The organism is Sphingobium sp. YBL2, assembly GCF_000943805.1.
GTDB lineage: Bacteria > Pseudomonadota > Alphaproteobacteria > Sphingomonadales > Sphingomonadaceae > Sphingobium > Sphingobium fuliginis.
Window position 1 is genome coordinate 1,335,937 of sequence record NZ_CP010954.1, and the last position, 15,895, is coordinate 1,351,831.

General features: G+C 62.0%; 16 protein-coding genes. 5 read left to right on the forward strand and 11 right to left on the reverse strand.

What is annotated here, in order from left to right:
• Window positions 1–23: 23 nt before the first annotated feature.
• Window positions 24–2,396, reverse strand: coding sequence for a TonB-dependent receptor (locus TZ53_RS06365; RefSeq protein ID WP_238320130.1), 2,373 nt, complete (start codon window positions 2,394–2,396; stop codon window positions 24–26).
• Window positions 2,397–2,526: 130 nt separating this feature from the next.
• Window positions 2,527–2,658: a hypothetical protein gene (locus TZ53_RS27740; protein ID WP_272947353.1), complete on the reverse strand. Its 132-nt coding sequence runs from the start codon at window positions 2,656–2,658 to the stop codon at window positions 2,527–2,529.
• A gap of 157 nt (window positions 2,659–2,815) precedes the next feature.
• Here TZ53_RS27740 and TZ53_RS06375 point away from each other — a divergent pair, with 157 nt between their 5' ends.
• The 4 genes from TZ53_RS06375 to TZ53_RS26665 all read left to right on the forward strand — a co-directional run bounded on the left by TZ53_RS06375 (window position 2,816) and on the right by TZ53_RS26665 (window position 4,712).
• Window positions 2,816–3,187: a DUF2513 domain-containing protein gene (locus TZ53_RS06375; protein ID WP_025548429.1), complete on the forward strand. Its 372-nt coding sequence runs from the start codon at window positions 2,816–2,818 to the stop codon at window positions 3,185–3,187.
• 156 nt (window positions 3,188–3,343) lie between these two features.
• Entirely contained in the window at window positions 3,344–3,730 is a 387-nt protein-coding gene (locus TZ53_RS06380) for a hypothetical protein (RefSeq protein WP_025548431.1), read from the forward strand.
• Between the two features lie 155 nt (window positions 3,731–3,885).
• The gene (locus TZ53_RS25590) at window positions 3,886–4,314 is read left to right on the forward strand and encodes a hypothetical protein (protein ID WP_052816674.1); all 429 of its coding nucleotides are present in this window, start codon (window positions 3,886–3,888) and stop codon (window positions 4,312–4,314) included.
• A 230-nt stretch (window positions 4,315–4,544) separates the two neighbouring features.
• Window positions 4,545–4,712, forward strand: a complete 168-nt coding sequence (locus tag TZ53_RS26665; protein WP_157009781.1) for a hypothetical protein — start codon at window positions 4,545–4,547, stop codon at window positions 4,710–4,712.
• 675 nt (window positions 4,713–5,387) lie between these two features.
• Here the strand turns inward: TZ53_RS26665 and TZ53_RS06395 are convergent.
• Window positions 5,388–6,278 carry a LysR family transcriptional regulator gene (locus TZ53_RS06395; protein ID WP_025548433.1) on the reverse strand — a complete coding sequence of 297 codons (891 nt, stop codon included), beginning with the start codon at window positions 6,276–6,278 and terminating at the stop codon, window positions 5,388–5,390.
• A gap of 104 nt (window positions 6,279–6,382) precedes the next feature.
• Between TZ53_RS06395 and TZ53_RS06400 the strand changes: the two genes are divergently transcribed.
• A complete protein-coding gene (locus TZ53_RS06400) occupies window positions 6,383–7,255 on the forward strand; it encodes an SDR family oxidoreductase (RefSeq protein WP_044660755.1) in 873 nt (290 codons plus the stop codon).
• Between the two features lie 103 nt (window positions 7,256–7,358).
• Here TZ53_RS06400 and TZ53_RS06405 read toward each other — a convergent pair whose 3' ends face one another.
• The 8 genes from TZ53_RS06405 to TZ53_RS06440 all read right to left on the reverse strand — a co-directional run bounded on the left by TZ53_RS06405 (window position 7,359) and on the right by TZ53_RS06440 (window position 15,767).
• Window positions 7,359–8,987: an AMP-binding protein gene (locus tag TZ53_RS06405; RefSeq protein ID WP_044660756.1), complete on the reverse strand. Its 1,629-nt coding sequence runs from the start codon at window positions 8,985–8,987 to the stop codon at window positions 7,359–7,361.
• Window positions 8,988–9,027: 40 nt separating this feature from the next.
• The gene (locus TZ53_RS25595) at window positions 9,028–10,029 is read right to left on the reverse strand and encodes a helix-turn-helix domain-containing protein (protein ID WP_025548436.1); all 1,002 of its coding nucleotides are present in this window, start codon (window positions 10,027–10,029) and stop codon (window positions 9,028–9,030) included.
• 111 nt (window positions 10,030–10,140) lie between these two features.
• Window positions 10,141–10,584, reverse strand: coding sequence for a cupin domain-containing protein (locus TZ53_RS25600; protein ID WP_025548438.1), 444 nt, complete (start codon window positions 10,582–10,584; stop codon window positions 10,141–10,143).
• A gap of 77 nt (window positions 10,585–10,661) precedes the next feature.
• Complete coding sequence (locus tag TZ53_RS06420; RefSeq protein WP_044660757.1) at window positions 10,662–11,339, reverse strand: 2-oxo acid dehydrogenase subunit E2; 678 nt, start codon at window positions 11,337–11,339, stop codon at window positions 10,662–10,664.
• Complete coding sequence (locus TZ53_RS06425; RefSeq protein ID WP_025548441.1) at window positions 11,336–11,578, reverse strand: lipoyl domain-containing protein; 243 nt, start codon at window positions 11,576–11,578, stop codon at window positions 11,336–11,338. The genes TZ53_RS06420 and TZ53_RS06425 overlap by 4 nt, the downstream gene beginning before the upstream one ends.
• Window positions 11,565–12,623 carry an alpha-ketoacid dehydrogenase subunit beta gene (locus TZ53_RS06430; RefSeq protein WP_025548443.1) on the reverse strand — a complete coding sequence of 353 codons (1,059 nt, stop codon included), beginning with the start codon at window positions 12,621–12,623 and terminating at the stop codon, window positions 11,565–11,567. The genes TZ53_RS06425 and TZ53_RS06430 overlap by 14 nt, the downstream gene beginning before the upstream one ends.
• Window positions 12,620–13,621: a thiamine pyrophosphate-dependent dehydrogenase E1 component subunit alpha gene (locus tag TZ53_RS06435; protein WP_052628133.1), complete on the reverse strand. Its 1,002-nt coding sequence runs from the start codon at window positions 13,619–13,621 to the stop codon at window positions 12,620–12,622. Before TZ53_RS06435 ends, TZ53_RS06430 begins: the two co-directional genes overlap by 4 nt.
• A gap of 10 nt (window positions 13,622–13,631) precedes the next feature.
• Window positions 13,632–15,767, reverse strand: a complete 2,136-nt coding sequence (locus tag TZ53_RS06440; RefSeq protein ID WP_044660758.1) for a TonB-dependent receptor — start codon at window positions 15,765–15,767, stop codon at window positions 13,632–13,634.
• Window positions 15,768–15,895 lie beyond the last annotated feature (128 nt).

Genomic DNA, 15,895 nt, shown 5'->3' on the forward strand with positions numbered 1-15,895 from the left:
ACTCGCCATGCTCTCGACTTGGCTCACAGTTGTCCTTCGAACGAAACGCCCAATATGCGCGGCGCGTTCAACGTGCCGCGCCTGCGACCGTCGGTATCCACGAAAAACTGGTTTGGCTTCTGCACATTGAAGATGTTCGCGGCCGTTAGAAACGCCCCCATATGCTTTCCTTGCCATCCGACCTTCGCGTTGACGAACGTCCGGGCAGGGATGTCGCGAGCGCGCTGATCCATGACATTCTGGTAATAGGCGGCGCGATGATTGGCGTTGACGTTCGCTGACCAACCAGAGGGATGAGTGAAGTTCGCGCTGCCTGAAAGCGTCCAACGTGGCGCGCGTGGAAATGTCTTGTTCTGGGTATTCTCGAGCGTGTTGCCTTGGGCGATGGGGAAGTTTTTGAACCGGGCGCTTCCAAATCCGAGGCCTGCGTGCAGGGTGAGCGTTCGGGAGACGGCGCCATGCGTCTCTATCTCGAAGCCTTGGAGCCGGGATTTGCCTGCATTGATGATCCTGGTATCGTAAAGGGCTCCTGGGGTCAGTTGAACCAGCACCTGCTGGTCCCTCCAGTCGGTACGATAGAGATTGGCGTTGAGCGAAAGCCGGTTTCCGAGCCATGACGAGCGCAGCGCCCATTCATAGGTGGTGCTGTACTCGGGCTCGAAATCATAGCTTGCCGCGCGCTGCTCGTTGAAGCCCGAACCTCCCGCCCTATAGCCGCGTTGCGCCGTCAGGCTCAACGCCATATTCGGAGCGATATCATAGCTGAGGCCCAGCTTGGGGAGCCAGGCCTCGTAACGTACGCGACGGGGCGGTTCGGCGCTGTTGGCGCCCTGGACGAGATTGAGGAGCAGGTCGTTCAACCGGCGGACTACTGGACCAAGAGCTGGAACCGCAAGTTCGTCAGGATTGGGCAGAGGATGGTCGATCGAGATATGTTGCGCCGCCTGCCGTCTGGAGGTCTCGACATCGTAGCGCAGGCCCATGCGGATATGCAGTTGGCGGCCAAGTGGGAATGTCAGGTCAGCAAAACCCGCATGATTGTCTGTCACCCCTGGACGAGTGAGACCATTGCTGATGGGAAGGGTGCCGCCATAGAGATCGAGGACCGCCTCCACCGTCGACGGGCCGAGGCCGGCTGCCTGCAACTGCCGTCCGATCCCGAGGCTTGCAAGGCTGAGGCTCTGCAATGCGCTATAGGCATAGGCACGCCGTTCCTGCAGATAATAGGCGCCAACCAATCCTTCGACCCAGCTTCTGCGAAAATGGAAGCGGACCTCCTGCTGGAAGACTCGATCGAGCTCGTCGATATGGCTGAGCTGGCCTGGTACGGCAGTGCGGTTGGCATCGGAGAGTGAGCGGAAGCGGATGCGGCTGTAGCTGGTCGCGGATTTGAGAACGGACCCGGCGTCGACTTCATATTCCACCAAGACCGTTCCGATTACGCTGGTAACTTGCTTCTTGTCCTGGACGTCGGAGGTCGTGATCCGTGCGCGCGGGTCATAGGGCGGATCAAGTTCGGTATAGAAGGTGCCACGCTTATGCCGGTCATAAAGGAGCGCGCCCATCAGGCGCAGGCCCGGTAGGACCCGTGGTTGCAGCAACAGCTTTCCTCGCAATGTCCGCGAGTGCTGCGGATCGCCGTCGGCCTGGTTTGTCACATTATGAATGAGGCCGCCCGCCTTGGAAGCTTCGCCCGCCAGGCGGAACGCGACCTCGCCTTCCGCGATGGGGCCGCCGATCGCCATCCCGAGCCGCCTTTGGCCATCCTCGTCCGTCAGCAGCAGCCGGGTTTTTCCACTCCAGCTGAAAGTGGGGTCCGCCGTATTGATGATGACCGCTCCGGCGAGCGCATTGCGCCCCTGGACGGTGGATTGCGGGCCACGCCATATCTCGACCTGCGCTACATCGAAGAGATCGAGCGGCCCTGAGGCCAATGCGAGGCGGGGAATGGCCGCGCCATCCACATACACGCTGGCCAGCGTGCCCTCGCCGGCTCCCGACACATTGAACGCATCGATGCCTCGGATCGAGAAGCTGGTCCGGCTTCCGTCGACGGCCACATTGGGCGTCCGATCAAGAACATCATAGGCCGAGACCATCGCTTGCTCGTCGATGGCACGGTTTGTCGCAACAGCCACGCTTGCTGGCGTTTCCTTCAGGGAACGGCGGAACTTCTCGCCTGTGACAATCAATCCCGCCTCCGCCGTTTCAGAACCGGCACGGGTTTCCTTGTTTGGCTCGCGCGCCGAAGCGCCGGACATCACGCCCGCCAGCCCGATGGCGGACGCAACAGCACTGATTCTCATGATCCCCCCGGAACACATCCCATCTGACTTTCTGGCGATGCCGGTGCGAGAATGAAAGGGTATAGGCGAGGAGTAATAGGCGTTTTTCAAATATGTTTGTCCTCGGACCATGCGGGAAAAGCTGAGCGTGACCTGAAAGATCAGTCTGGTCCGCGGGGCAGTGGACTGCTCCTTCTGCTGGCGACGGTTGCCGGCGTTGTCGATGATGCGTAGGGGAGGCTCAGAAAGGCACATCATGCGGACAAGTTCTGGCCTCAGCTGGGCCTCCTATGCGCTTATCACCCTCGTTGCCGCCCTCGTTGCGGTTGCGGACGGCGACGAAGGTTTTGGTTGGACGTTCGTCCTTGGTCATTTCCTCCTTGGGTGGATTTTGATGGCCGGTTTTGCGCAGCTCGGGAAGATCTTGTTCCGCCGGTCTCGGTGAGAAAGCCGTGGCGGTCGAGATGGGGCCGTTGGTCTTATGATAAATTGCCTTTCCTATTCGATCCTGTTTTGTTCTCTTTTGCGGTATGAAACGCGACCCTGAACTGATTCGTGATCTGATGCTCGCAATGGAGAGCGAAGAAAGTGCCGAGCTGCTCAAAGTGCCAAGGCTGGTCGGACACGAGCCGCACCAGGTCCAGCATCATTTCCGCTTGTTGGTCGAGGCCGGCCTTGCGACAGCAGGATATATTTCTCCAAATGACCGTTGCTGGATCGCGGTGCGTCTAACCTGGCGTGGACATGAATATCTTGATCAGGTTCGCGATCCCGAGGTCTGGCGTTTCACCAAGGCAGCGATGCGCAAGACGGGTATCTGGTCTTTGGAAACGATGGGAGCCATCGCAAAGTCGCTCATATTTGCGAAGCTGGGATCAATGGGTGTCGATGTGAGAATGTAATCAGTATCTGTTGCTCCCCGTTCCGCCGCAATCCGGCAGCGGACCGCTGCAGGGAACACGTTCCTGATCCAACCTATCTGGATGACAGTGATATGTGGCATGGCTTGACGAGCATCGCGGGTAGTGCAATCGTTCGCTTCCAAATCGGGGGATATCATGAAAGTTAAAGCATTTTTTGCCGTCGCAGTCGCGTCGGTCGCTATTCTGTCCGCTCAAGCGACTGCGGCGGATACGGCCAAGCATCATGCCATCGTCAATGAAGAGGCAGGCGTTCCCGTCTTCCCCTACGACATCACGGACCGTCCTTATCAGGTGATTGGCGAAGTGAAGGCCGGCGTTCGCAAGGCGACGATCTTCAGCAAGGCGCCCAGTCAGGAAAAAATCTATCGTGAGCTGTGGGAGCGCGGCGAGAAGTTGGGTGCGGACGCGGTGATCAAGGCGCAATATGGTGATGCGCATGTGACGGCGTTGAGCTGGGGTTCCAGCACCGCCACCGGCGTTGCGATCAAATTCCTCGATCCCGCGCCGCCCGCGAGCAATTGATGTTTGTCCTTGCCGTTGCGCTTGCCGTCTCCCTGCCCGAGACGGCGGCGCCGCGCGATCAAATCATGCAAGGAGTGCCGACGCAATCAGTCGCGCAGTCCGGCGCTCCAGGGGCCATAGCTCCCGTGCTTCCGGCAGGTACGCCTGTGCGGCTTATGGTTCTTAAGGAAATCAACAGTCGTACGGCCCGGCTAGGCGACCGGTTCAAACTGCGCGTCGATGAGCCGATCTACATCAATGGGGTGCCAGTGGTGCCCGTCGGCTCGACAGCGTGGGGCGAGATCGCGAGCGTCGAAAAGAACGGCGCAGTGGGCAAGGGCGGTCGCTTGGGCGCGAAACTTCTCTATCTCGATTTGCCTTCGGGCCAGGTTCCCCTACGAGGAGACTATGCCGACCGGGGCGATGGCAATGGCGCCGGCGTGGTGCTGGCGGTCGTGGGGTTCGGCCTTCTTGGCCTGCTCACCGGAGGGGACAGCGCCCGCCTCAAGGCCGGGGATGTTTTCACCGGCTATGTGGACGGACCTTCACCACTTCCATCGCCGCCAGCCAGCAAGGACATATCGGCGCCCGAACCAGCGGCATGAGCCTGACATTCCGCTCGCCACCCCCGAGCGTCGTTCCCAGCCTGCAAATCGCTCCTTGCCGCCGACAAGGCGATGGTCTGGTTCGGGGCTTGGAAAGCGGCCCAGCGGCAGGCGACCATTTGTTGCCGTTTATCTTGACGCTTACGAGGTATTCGACTGACTGTCATGGTAGCTGTGGAAGTGTATCAGGGATGCTTAATCGTGAAGCAGAAATCTATGAGCGATCAGGCATGAAGCTGCGCATTCCGTTGTTCATTCTGGGCCTTTTTAATCTTGGGGCGGCGCTGATGCTTTACATGGGCTGGCTTGGCAGCGCAGAAATTGCTCATCGGCAATTTGATTTGAGTGGCTTTCTTATCGCGGGAAACGCGCATCGCCACGGCGCGCGACGACGATGAACGGGCGCGGTCCATGACGAACACGCGTGTCCGCAAGGATGGCGAGGTTCGATCGCGGTCCATGTCGATCTACAAGGAAGTGGAGAAAAGCCGGTCATCGACCGCCAGACCTCAACATCAGGTAATTGATGGAAAAAGTCTTTCACAGGAAAATTCGAACGAATTTCTTGGGAGGATATTGAACCAATTATCTGTTGATGAATTATCCCATCGACACCGTAGCGAAACCACTCCCCGTCTGCCCCGCAGGCCGGGGATTTTGTTCGTTTAAATTGTTGAAATATCTGTAAATATTTTACAAATCTATTTTTTTTGATTTATTTCAGATAAAAGGGCTAATGATTAAATAAAATTAAAGGCTTTGCCTGTTTTGCGACCAACTGGCCTCACCCTTATAAATGGGTGAGGACTTTTTTACGTAGATCAATAATTTTTACATTATCACGATTCCATTAACATATGTTCTAATCTCCTTTCCTTTACCAATCTACTTTCTGTAACATCCCACCCGACGGAACGGCTAAGAGTCCGTTTGAGAAATCGCGGAAGAGCGATTTCCGAGGCGGCACCAGCCCTCTCCCCCACCCGGCCACCCATAAAATACTGCCGTTGGGGGCCGGATGGGGGAGAGGGCTGGTGCCGCAATGCGCCAATAGGCGCATTCTCAAACGGGCTCTAATCGATGAAGGCCGCCAGCTCGTCGGGCGTCCCCTTGGGAAACGCCTTTCGGAGGTACGTCAGGAAAGCGGATACGCGGGCGCTCAACAACCGCCGCGACGGATATAATGTCCACAACATGGTATCCGGCCCCTCCACCTCCCCCCATTGGACGAGCCGGCCGCCAGCAAGATCGCGGCTTACCAATGAAAGGGGAAGGCGCCCGACGCCGATGCCCAGCCGAAGCGCGTCGCGGACCATGACCATCGAAGAGAGGGACAGGATGGGATCGACCGCAATGGAAAACGGTCCGCCCGGTGTAGTCATGCTCCAGATATTTTCAGGGTCGGCCGAGCCGCGCACGACGGCGGGAATGGAGGAATCGCCAGCAGGTCGAGTCAGGCCCGGAGCCGCCACGACCACCAGCCGGTCATGCAGGAAAGCCCGCCCCACCAAGCTCTCATCCGCTCGCGGATCGACCCGGATAACAAGGTCATAACTTTCTTCAATCATGTCGACGGCGCGATCGTCGGCCGTGACCTCCAGCCGCACTTCAGGATATTCCAGCGCGAAACCGGCGGCCAGCCTCCCCATCGCGGTCTGGGAGAAGAGCAGGGGTACGCTGATCCGCAGCCGCCCTCGCGGGCTGTCGCCGCCCGAGGCGATCGCCGCCGCCGTTTCATCGATTTCGGTGAGGAGCGCGGCCGTACGCGCGTGGAGCGCCCGCCCCTCCTCCGTCAGCTTGAGGTCGCGGGACCCACGTTCGAACAGGCGCAACCCCAGGCTCGCCTCCAGTTCCGCCACCCGGCGCGACAAGGTTGCCTTGGGGCGCCCGGCGGCGCGTGCGGCGCGTCCGAACCCGCCATGCCTGGCGACAAGGTTGAAATCGGTGAGGGCGAGCAGATCCATATGTTCCACCAGAGAGACGATCTGTCCAGATATAGCGTCTATTGCAGAAAATTTGGATCACTAATTTCCGGCTTGTCGATTGCGACAAACCCAAGGAGAACCCCATGACCATTCTTGTCACCGGCGCCACCGGCCGTGTCGGCCGCCATGTCGTCGATCAGCTCATCAAGCGGGGCGCCCATGTGCGCGTGCTCACCCGCGATCCCGCCAAGGCCGACTTCCCGGCCAGCGTCGATGTCGTCCGGGGCGACCTGCTCGACATGGACGCATTGCGCGCCGCATTTTCCGGCATACGCACGCTGTTCCTGCTCAATGCGGTCACGGGTGACGAATTCACCCAGGCGCTCATCGCCCTGAACGTCGCCCGCGAAGCTGGCGTCGACAGGCTCGTCTATCTGTCCGTCATCCATGCCGACCGCTTCGTGAACGTACCGCACTTCGCGGTGAAGTCAGGAGCCGAGCGGATGATCGAACAAATGGGCTTCAACGCCACGATCCTGCGACCGTCCTACTTCATCGACAATGAGCATATGATCAAGGAGGTGATCCTGAACCACGACGTCTATCCGATGCCCATCGGCGGCAAGGGCATCGCCATGATCGACGCCCGCGACATAGCGGAGGTCGCAGCGATCGAGCTCATCCGCCGCGACCAAGCCCCGGACGCAATGCCGGTCGAGACCATCAATCTGGTAGGCCCCGATACGCTGACCGGTTCGGACGTCGCCGCCATCTGGTCGGACATTCTGGGCCGCCCGGTCGCCTATGGCGGCGACGATCCCAGCGGGTTCGAACTGAATATGGCGAATTTCATGCCGAAATGGACGGCGTATGAGATGCGCCTGATGGCCGAGCGCTATGTCAGCGACGGCATGATCCCGGAGGCTGGCGACGTGGAGCGCCTGACCGGGATTTTGGGGCGGCCATTATATTCCTATCGCGACTTCGCATCTCAGATAGCCGCATCCGGCATGTGACAAAGGCCGGATTGCCGACGGGATCGCCGTGAACGGGCGGCTCCGTCGGCAAGCGGTTTTGAACGAGGTCGCATGCGGACCCGTCATGCGATCCGGACGTCCATCATTCCCGATTTGACGCGCGCGCTGCCTCCCGCAAAATCCCCTTTTGGACCTTGCCCGTCGACGTCTTCGGAAGAGGCCCGAAAATATAGGATCTTGGAACCTTGAAGCCCGCCAGATGGGCCTGGCAGAAAATCTGTAGATCATCGGCCGCGACCTGTTGCCCTTCGCGCATTTCGACGAAAGCGCATGGCACTTCGCCCCAGCGTTCGTGCGATTTCGCGACGACCGCGGCATGGAGAACGGCGGGGTGCCGGTGCAGCACATCCTCCACCTCCAGCGACGAGATATTCTCGCCGCCCGATATGATCACGTCCTTCGATCGATCCGTGATCCGCGCATAGCCGTCGGGATCGAGAACGGCGAGGTCGCCGGTGTGGAACCAGCCGCCGGCAAAGGCGGCGGCGGTCGCGTCCGGGTTCCTGAGATAGCCGTTCATCATGGCGTTGCCCCGGAACATGATCTCCCCGATCGTGCGGCCATCGGCGGGAACCGGTTGCATTGTCTCAGGATCGAGGACCGCCATCGCCTCTTGCGCGATCATGGCCATGCCCTGCCGCGCCATGAGCCGGGCGCGCTCCTCGACCGGCCGGGCCATCCATTCGGGCTGCATCACGCAGACGGCCGCGGGACCGTAGACTTCCGTCAGGCCATAGACATGGGTGAAGTCGAAACCGAGCCGCTCCCCGGCCGCGATCATCGCGCTCGGCGGGGCGGCGCCCGCGACCATCGCCTGCACCTGAAGCGGGATCGCTCGGTCCCGCTTCGTCATTTCCTCGATCAGCATCGTATAGACAATCGGCGCGCCACACATATGGGATACGCCATGCGCGGCGATGAGGTCGATCACCAGCGGTGGATCGACACGGCGCAGGCAGATGTTCGTGCCGCCTTGCGCCGCGATCGCCCAGGGGAAGCACCAGCCGTTGCAGTGGAACATCGGCAGGGTCCAGAGATAAACGGGGTTCAGGGGCATCGACCAGGTGACGATCTGGGCCAGCGCGTTGAGATGCGCGCCGCGATGATGGGTCACGACGCCCTTGGGATCGCCGGTCGTGCCGGACGTATAGTTGAGCGCGATGGGATCCCGCTCGTCCAGCGGCAGCGACCATGGCGCATCGGCCGATCCCTCCGCGAGCAGCGTTTCATAATCGAGCGAACCGATCGGCGGTGCCGCGCCATCGTAAAGAGGGTCGTCGATGCAGACGATCAGCGGCGGGCTGGCCATGGCGGCGACCGCAGCGGCGACCGTCTCGCCATATTCGCGATCGACCAGCAACAGCCGCGCCTTGCTATGCGCGAGCTGGAAGGCGATTTCTTCCGCCTTCAACCGCGTGTTGAGCGTGTTCAGGATCGCGCCGGCCATCGGCACGCCGAAATGCGCCTCGACCATGGCCGGGATATTGGGCGCGAGGATGGCGACGATGTCGCCACGCCCGATCCCGCGCCCACGCAGCGCCGAAGCAAGCTTCAGGCAGCGCTCATGAGTTTCCCGCCAGGTCCATGAAAGCGTGCCGTGGACGATGGAGGGCCGGTCGGAATGGATGGCCGCCGCGCGGGGCAGGAAGGTCAACGGGCTGAGCGGTCTATGATGCGCGTCATGGAAGGGCATGGCCAATATATCCGTCATGCCCCAACCCCTCCAACCGCATCGAGCGGGATGCCGATGATCATAATTTGGCGCGATACCTGTATTCGCGCGGCCCCGCGCCGAATTCGCGGCGGAACGCCTTGCTGAAATGGCTCATGTCGTTGAAGCCCCAGCGCAGCGCTATCTCGGTGACGCTGCGCCGCGCCAGCGCGGGCGCGTCCAGATCGCGCCGGCACATCTCCAGCCGCCGCTTGCGGATCCAGTTCGATACGCTGACCCCGGTGCCCGCGAATATCTTGTGCAGGTAGCGGACATTGATGCCGTTGTCCGCCGCGATGGTCGCGATATCCAGATCGGCATCGCCAAGCTTCGCCTCGATATAGGATTTGATCCGCGTCAACTGCCGCTCCCGCGGCGTGATCATGCGATCCGCGTCCAGCGAACTCAGCGTCATCGCCAGCAGGTCCAGCGTGACGTTCAGGACGGTATTGGCGTGCGCGTCGTCGAAGGTGCCAAGATGATGCTCGATCGACGCCAGATGATCGATGAAGAAGGACAGCAGGCCCTGGCTCCGGTCGAAGGGCACGCCGACGAACTCCTCCGCGAAGGGGAAGACCGACAGAACCCGGCTGCGCGGAAAGATGAAATAGATCTGGCGGAAATGCGAAGGCAGGTCGAGCGTCATCGGCAGAGCGCTGTCGGTGATCGTGAACATGCCGGGGGACAGGTCGACGCTGCGGCCCGCTATCTCCAGCTCGCCGCTGCCGATGGCCGTATAGATGATCGACAGGTCGCGGCGCGTCGTGCGCCGGGCGGCGGAGCGGTCGTGCAGGCAGCGCACGCCGCCTTCGCCGCTGAAGGCGACGACGCGGGAATCGAATATGGTGCGGAACCGGCTGATCCCCGCGCCGCCATCGGCTCGCGCCCGCTCGAAATGCCATTCGTGCATGGTGTGCGTCGACACCATCTCGTCCCAATTGCCGCGCGGCATGCCGCGCCCGAGATGCTGCGACGTCCACATGCGATCATCGACCGGACGAAATCCGTCCGGGGGCGTGAAACCCTGCACCGCACTCGGCATCTACCCTCTCCCGCCTGTGACGGATCGTGGCCCGATCCTGTCGCTTGATGGAGCCTATCACATTATGCGGACTGCCCGCCATGCGTGGCAGGCAGTCCGCGGTCGAAGGCTTCAGGCAGCCGACGCCGCGCGCGTCCGTCCCGCCGCGATCTGCTCCTCGATCCAGCGCGAATCCATGACCTGGGTCGGCCGCTTCTCCTCGTCGATGAACATGATCGGGCCGTGGGTGATGAACAGCATCTCCGTATCCTCCGGAAAGATCGTCATCTCATGCAGCGATCCATAGGGTTCGTAGCCGGAATCGCCCGCCGGGGCGAGCTGGTCGCGATAGTTGAGCGCGCCGCTCAGGATCAGATAGTCGGCGCCCGCCAGATGCAGGTGCGGCGCGAAGGTCGCCCCCGCCTTGCCCCGGAAGATGCAGGAAAAGCCGCCGGTGGACGGATCGGTGCTGATCACTTCCATCTCCACCCCTTCCGACGCGAACGGGATAATATCCCTGAACACAGGCTTTTCAGCCTTGGTGACATGCATTTCATTGCCGGCTCTGGACTTCATGATCGCTCTCCTGGGTTATGGAACTGGAATAGCGGAACGGCAGCCGCGATTCTTGGGCGCCGACCCGCAAAAACTGGTCAGGCAGCGCCCTCGATCCGCGCCGCGAGCGCGCTCAGGAAGGCGCCGCTGGGGGCGCCGTCGATCACCCGATGATCAGTGGTGAGCGACAGGGAGATTTCCAGGCGGCTCGCGACCTGCCCATCGTCGCGCAGGAACAGCATCGGCGCGATCCGGCCGATGCCCAATATGCCGACCTGCCCGCCGTTCAGGATGGGCGTGAAATGATCGACCCGCGTGGTCCCGATATTGCTGATGGTGAAGGTGCCGAAACTCATTTCCGTGACGGTCAGCTTGCCCGAGCGCGCGCGGTCGACCAGCGCGCGCCGCGCCGCGACGACATCGGGCAAGGCCATGCCTCGCAGGTCCGGCAGCGCAGGCGCGACCAGACTGTCGTCCAGCGCGATGGCGACCGACACGCAAATCTCGTCATAGATTTTCAGCGCATCGGCCGTGGCGATGGCGTTGAAACGGGGAAATTCCAGCAGTGTGTCGCGCAGGGCGATGAGGATAAGATCCTCATATCCGGCCGCCACCCCCGCCGCCTTCCACGCTGCGCGAGCGGCGACCAGCGCCGTGGCGTCGACCCGCGTCGTGAAGGAGAGTTGCGCCGTGCTGGCTAGGCTCTCCATCATCTTGCGCGCGATCATCCGGCGCGCGCCGCCGATCGGTGCGACATGGGAGGGCTCCGGGATCATCCGGCCACGATCACGCCAAGCAGGTCGCCGATCGACACCACATCCTCGACCGCCTTCCGCTGCTCCAGCCTGCCGGACGCAGGTGCCACGATCTCGAAGGTCACTTTCGTCACCATCAGTTCGCAGACGAGGTCGCCCGCGTCGACCGCTTCGCCTTCGTCGGCCACCCAATTGGCGACGACGATCTCCTCATCCTCGCCACCCAGTCCTTCGGGCACGCATATTTCAGTGCTGCTCATCACTGATCATCTCCATCGCGATTTCGACCACGCCGTCCGCCGAGGGAATGGCATTCTGCTCCAGGGCCCGCGCATAGGGCGGCGGCATGTCGGGATAGGCGAGGCGCGCGGGCGGGCTGCGCAGGTCGCGAAATGCCTTTTCGCTCACCCGCGCAACGATCTCTCCGGCGATGCCGCAATTGGCATAATCCTCATCCACCACGACCAGCCGGCCAGTGCGCCGGATCGAGGCCAGGATGGTGTTGATGTCCAGGGGAACGAGCGAGCGAAGATCAATGATCTCCGCGCTGACGCCCTGCTCCTTGAGCTTGTCGGCCGCGTCGATGGCGGTATGCACGGTGGATGCCCAGCCGACGATGGTGACGTCGCTGCCCTCCCGCACGATCGCGGCTTCCCCGATCGGGATGGTGTAGGAATCTTCGGGCACATGCACGATGGTGCGCTTCACCGTGCCCAGCCAGCCGACGCCCTGCAGCGCCTTGTGCGCCATGACGATCACCGGATTGGGATCGCGGATGGCCGAGACCATAAGGCCCTTGGCGTCATAGGCGTTGGAGGGGGAGATGATCTTCATGCCTGGCATGTGCGCGAAGGTCGCGTAGAGACATTGCGAATGCTGCCCGGCGTCCGAATAGCCCCCGCCGACAGACGTGGTGATCACAATCGGACAGGTTACGTTGCCGCCGGAGAAGAAGGACTGCTTGGCCGCCAGATTGTAGATGGCGTCGAAGCACACCCCCAGGAAATCGACGAACATCAGTTCGACAATCGGCTTCTGGCCGACTGCCGCCGCGCCGACGGCAGCGCCGATGAAGGCGGTTTCGGAAATGGGCGTATCGCGTATCCGCTCGGCGCCGAACTCTTCCAGAAGGCCGGTCGTCATGCCGAAGACGCCGTTGAACAGGCCGATGTCCTCCCCCATCACGAACACCGACGGGTCGCGGCGCATCTCCTGCGCGGTCGCCTCGGTAATCGCCTTGGCGATGCTGATCTTGCGCTGCTTCGCGGGCCTTGGCGGCGCGAGCAGGACGGATGTCCCAGTCATAATTCCTCACTTTCAGCGAAGACGGTGGCAAATGCCTCCCCAGCCATCGGCTCGGGGCTGGCAAGGGCATGATCGAAGGCGTCATCGACGCGGGCGCGGCCGCCCTGCTCGATAGAGGAAATGGTGGCCTCGTCCGCGATGCCCCGCTCGATCAGCATCGCCCGGAAGCGCGGTATCTCGTCCCTGGCGAACAGCCCCTCCTTCTCGCCCTCTGGCCGATAGGTCTCGACATCGCCCATGAAATGGCCCTCCAGCCGGAAGGTCTCGATCTCGATCAGCGTCGGTCCTTCGCCGGCGCGCGCGCGGGCGACCGCCTCCCCGGCGGCGGCGTGGATCGCCAGCGTGTCGTTGTCGGCGATATGCACGCCGGGCATGCCATAGCCCGCCGCCCGCACATCGTTGCGCGGCACGGCGGTCGACGCGGCTTTCGATACGGATACGCCCCAGCCATTATCCTCGACGATGCAGATGAAGGGCAGCTTCCATACCGCCGCCAGGTTCATCGCCTCATGCCAAGCGCCCTGGTTCACCGCCGCCTCCCCGACATAGGCGACCGCGACATGCGGTTCGCCCCGCATCCTGAAAGCAAGCGCGGCACCCACCGCCGGCCCCATGCCCTGCGCGATGATCCCCGAGCAGGTGAAGTTCACCGCCGGATCGAACAGGTGCATATGGCCGCCCTGCCCGCCCGACAGCCCGGTCGACCGGCCGAATATCTCCGCCGTCATCGCCGGCAGGTCCACCCCCTTGGCGATGGCGACATGGTGCGGGCGGTGCCCGGCCGACACGAAATCCTCCGGCCCCAGATGGGCGCATACTCCAACCGCGCAGGGTTCCTGCCCGTTGGACAGGTGCATCTCTCCGGGCAAGGGGCCGTTCGCCATGTTGAACAGCGGCGTCTTGCCGATCATGTAGGCGGCCTTGATGCGCTCCTCATAATAGCGGGAGAGCGCCATATGCTCGTACATCCAGAGCAGGGTGTCGTTGCGTGTCTGCATGGCTGATCCTTCAGAAACGGGTCGTCAGGGTGAGGCCGTAGGTGCGCGGCGCGGCCTGCCGCTGGGCGTCGCCCAGCCCCGCCTGCTCCGACCGTCCGGCCCAATAGGTCGCATCGGTCAGGTTCTTGACCCATAGTTGCGCCTGGAAATGATCGCCCGGCAGCGCCCAGTTGAGCGATGCGTTGACCAGCCAGTAGCTGGGCTGGGCCAGGCGGTTGTCGGCGTAGAAGAAGAAGCCGTCATTATAGGCCGCGTTGATGGCCGGCCGGAACGTGCCGATGCCCGTTTCGATCGCATAGTCCACGCCGATGTTTGCGGTCAGCTTCGGCGTCGAAAGCGTCCGGTTGCCGCGCGCATCCATGGTGAGCGGATTGCCGTCGCCGTCGGTCGATTCCCCGTTCGGTCCGATCACCAGGGCATTGGGATAGCTGCGATACCGGCCATCGAGCAGGGCGATGCTGCCGTTCAGCGTCAGGTCGCCAAAGGGCTTTGCCTGCATTTCCGCCTCGACGCCCTTGATCCGGGCCCGCGCGGCATTCAGCGTGACGGTGCCGCCCAGCGTCGGGATGTTCACCTGGATATTCTTATAGTCGTAGAGGAAGGCCGAGATGTTGAAGCGCAGCCGCCGGTCGAACCATTCGGACTTGAGGCCGATTTCATAGGCGTCCAGCACCTCCGGCTTGAACGGCGCGGTGTTGGGCGCGAGCAGATTATAGCCGCCGCTCTTGAAGCCGCGATTATAGGACAGATAGGCCAGCACATCCCGGTTGAAATGATGGTCCACCGCCGCGCGCCAGGTCAGCTTGCGGAAACTCTGCCGGTCGTTGGGCAGCGCTATGTCCGTGCCGCCGACGGCGAACCGCCCGATCTCCAACTTCTGCCGTTCATAGGTGTAACGCAATCCGCCGGTCAGGTTGGTGTCCGCGAATATCTCCATGCTCGCCTGACCGAATGCGGCGAGCGACCGGGTCTTCTGCGCGTCCTCGATGATGACGACGCCATTGTTGATGTCCGCCGGATCATAGGCGGCCTCCGCGTCGAAATAGAAAGCGCCCAGCATCCATTTCACCGGCGCCCCCGCCGCGCCGTGCAATTGCAGTTCCTGCGACCAGCTATGCGCCTTTGACGGCAGGCTGAGGTCGGCCACGACCAGCGGCGTGTCGTCCTGGTCCAATAAATAACCGACATCCGATTCCCGATAAGCGCTGATGCTCACAAGCTTCAGTTCGCCCAGCGCCTGCTCGATCTGCAGGGATGCGCCGCCGGTGTTCAGCCGCTCAAAGTCATTCAGCCCGCCCACGGCATTATACTCGCCGGGATAGGTCGATACGCCATCCACTCCAATAATGCCCTCCCGCAACTGATAGGCGAAGCGGGCGACCGAATGAGAATAGTCGAAGCCAAGGTGGATCGTCGTGCCGTCGGCCGGGGCGAAGCGAATTTTTGACCGCAGCGCATAATTGCCGTCCGCCATGATCGCATTGTCGCGGCCCGTTGTCAGATTGCGTCCCCAGCCGTCGCCCTGATCGCTGTAATTGACCGCCAGATCGACGCCCAGCGTATCGGTCAGCGGCGCGCTCACATAGGCGGAGGCGCTGACGGTGTCGTAATTGGCGTAACCGAAACTCGCCTCCATCGTCAGATGATCGGCCGGCTCGCGGGTCAGGATATGGACGACGCCGCCGGTCGTGTTGCGGCCGAACAGGGTGCCCTGCGGTCCCTTCAGCACCTCGATCCGCTCGATATTGTTGAAGGAAAAGAGGTTCGCCTCCGGGGAGGCGTAATAGACATTGTCGACATAGACCGCGACCGTCTGCTCGCTGGAAGGACCGAACAGGTTGGTGCCGACGCCGCGAATGAAGATATTGCCCTCATTGGCGGTGCGGTTGATGACGAGTCCAGGCACCATGGCCTGGATCGACGCGGTATCGTTGATGCCCTTCGCCGCGGCGGCGGATGCGCTGATCGCGCCGATCGCGATCGGCACATCCTGCAGGCGCTCGCTGCGTTTCTGCGCCGTCACGACGATGTCCTCGATCGCGCCATTGTCGGCAACTCCTGTCGATTGCGCGAAGGCCGGGACGGCAAGCACCGCGCCTCCCGCCGCAAACGCAGCGCCAACTGCGCGGATATAAGTGCGTTTCATCTGATCCCCTCCATATGTCTCTTATGAAGGATGGTTTTACCGCGCCCGCTGACGACGTCTTGGTCGAGAGCGCCCACTTCGTAGTCCGATCGGGCTTTGCAGGAGATCGCGCTGGGAACTTGAGGAAC

Bases quoted from the DNA above. Each gene is read 5' to 3' on its own strand.
- TZ53_RS27740 (WP_272947353.1), bottom strand. From the start codon at position 2,658: ATGACCAAGGACGAACGTCCAACCAAAACCTTCGTCGCCGTCCGCAAC.
- TZ53_RS06375 (WP_025548429.1), top strand. From the start codon at position 2,816: ATGAAACGCGACCCTGAACTGATTCGTGATCTGATGCTCGCAATGGAG.
- TZ53_RS06380 (WP_025548431.1), top strand. From the start codon at position 3,344: ATGAAAGTTAAAGCATTTTTTGCCGTCGCAGTCGCGTCGGTCGCTATT.
- TZ53_RS25590 (WP_052816674.1), top strand. From the start codon at position 3,886: ATGGTTCTTAAGGAAATCAACAGTCGTACGGCCCGGCTAGGCGACCGG.
- TZ53_RS26665 (WP_157009781.1), top strand. From the start codon at position 4,545: ATGAAGCTGCGCATTCCGTTGTTCATTCTGGGCCTTTTTAATCTTGGG.
- TZ53_RS06395 (WP_025548433.1), bottom strand. From the start codon at position 6,278: ATGGATCTGCTCGCCCTCACCGATTTCAACCTTGTCGCCAGGCATGGC.
- TZ53_RS06400 (WP_044660755.1), top strand. From the start codon at position 6,383: ATGACCATTCTTGTCACCGGCGCCACCGGCCGTGTCGGCCGCCATGTC.
- TZ53_RS06405 (WP_044660756.1), bottom strand. From the start codon at position 8,987: ATGACGGATATATTGGCCATGCCCTTCCATGACGCGCATCATAGACCG.
- TZ53_RS25595 (WP_025548436.1), bottom strand. From the start codon at position 10,029: ATGCCGAGTGCGGTGCAGGGTTTCACGCCCCCGGACGGATTTCGTCCG.
- TZ53_RS25600 (WP_025548438.1), bottom strand. From the start codon at position 10,584: ATGAAGTCCAGAGCCGGCAATGAAATGCATGTCACCAAGGCTGAAAAG.
- TZ53_RS06420 (WP_044660757.1), bottom strand. From the start codon at position 11,339: ATGATCCCGGAGCCCTCCCATGTCGCACCGATCGGCGGCGCGCGCCGG.
- TZ53_RS06425 (WP_025548441.1), bottom strand. From the start codon at position 11,578: ATGAGCAGCACTGAAATATGCGTGCCCGAAGGACTGGGTGGCGAGGAT.
- TZ53_RS06430 (WP_025548443.1), bottom strand. From the start codon at position 12,623: ATGACTGGGACATCCGTCCTGCTCGCGCCGCCAAGGCCCGCGAAGCAG.
- TZ53_RS06435 (WP_052628133.1), bottom strand. From the start codon at position 13,621: ATGCAGACACGCAACGACACCCTGCTCTGGATGTACGAGCATATGGCG.
- TZ53_RS06440 (WP_044660758.1), bottom strand. From the start codon at position 15,767: ATGAAACGCACTTATATCCGCGCAGTTGGCGCTGCGTTTGCGGCGGGA.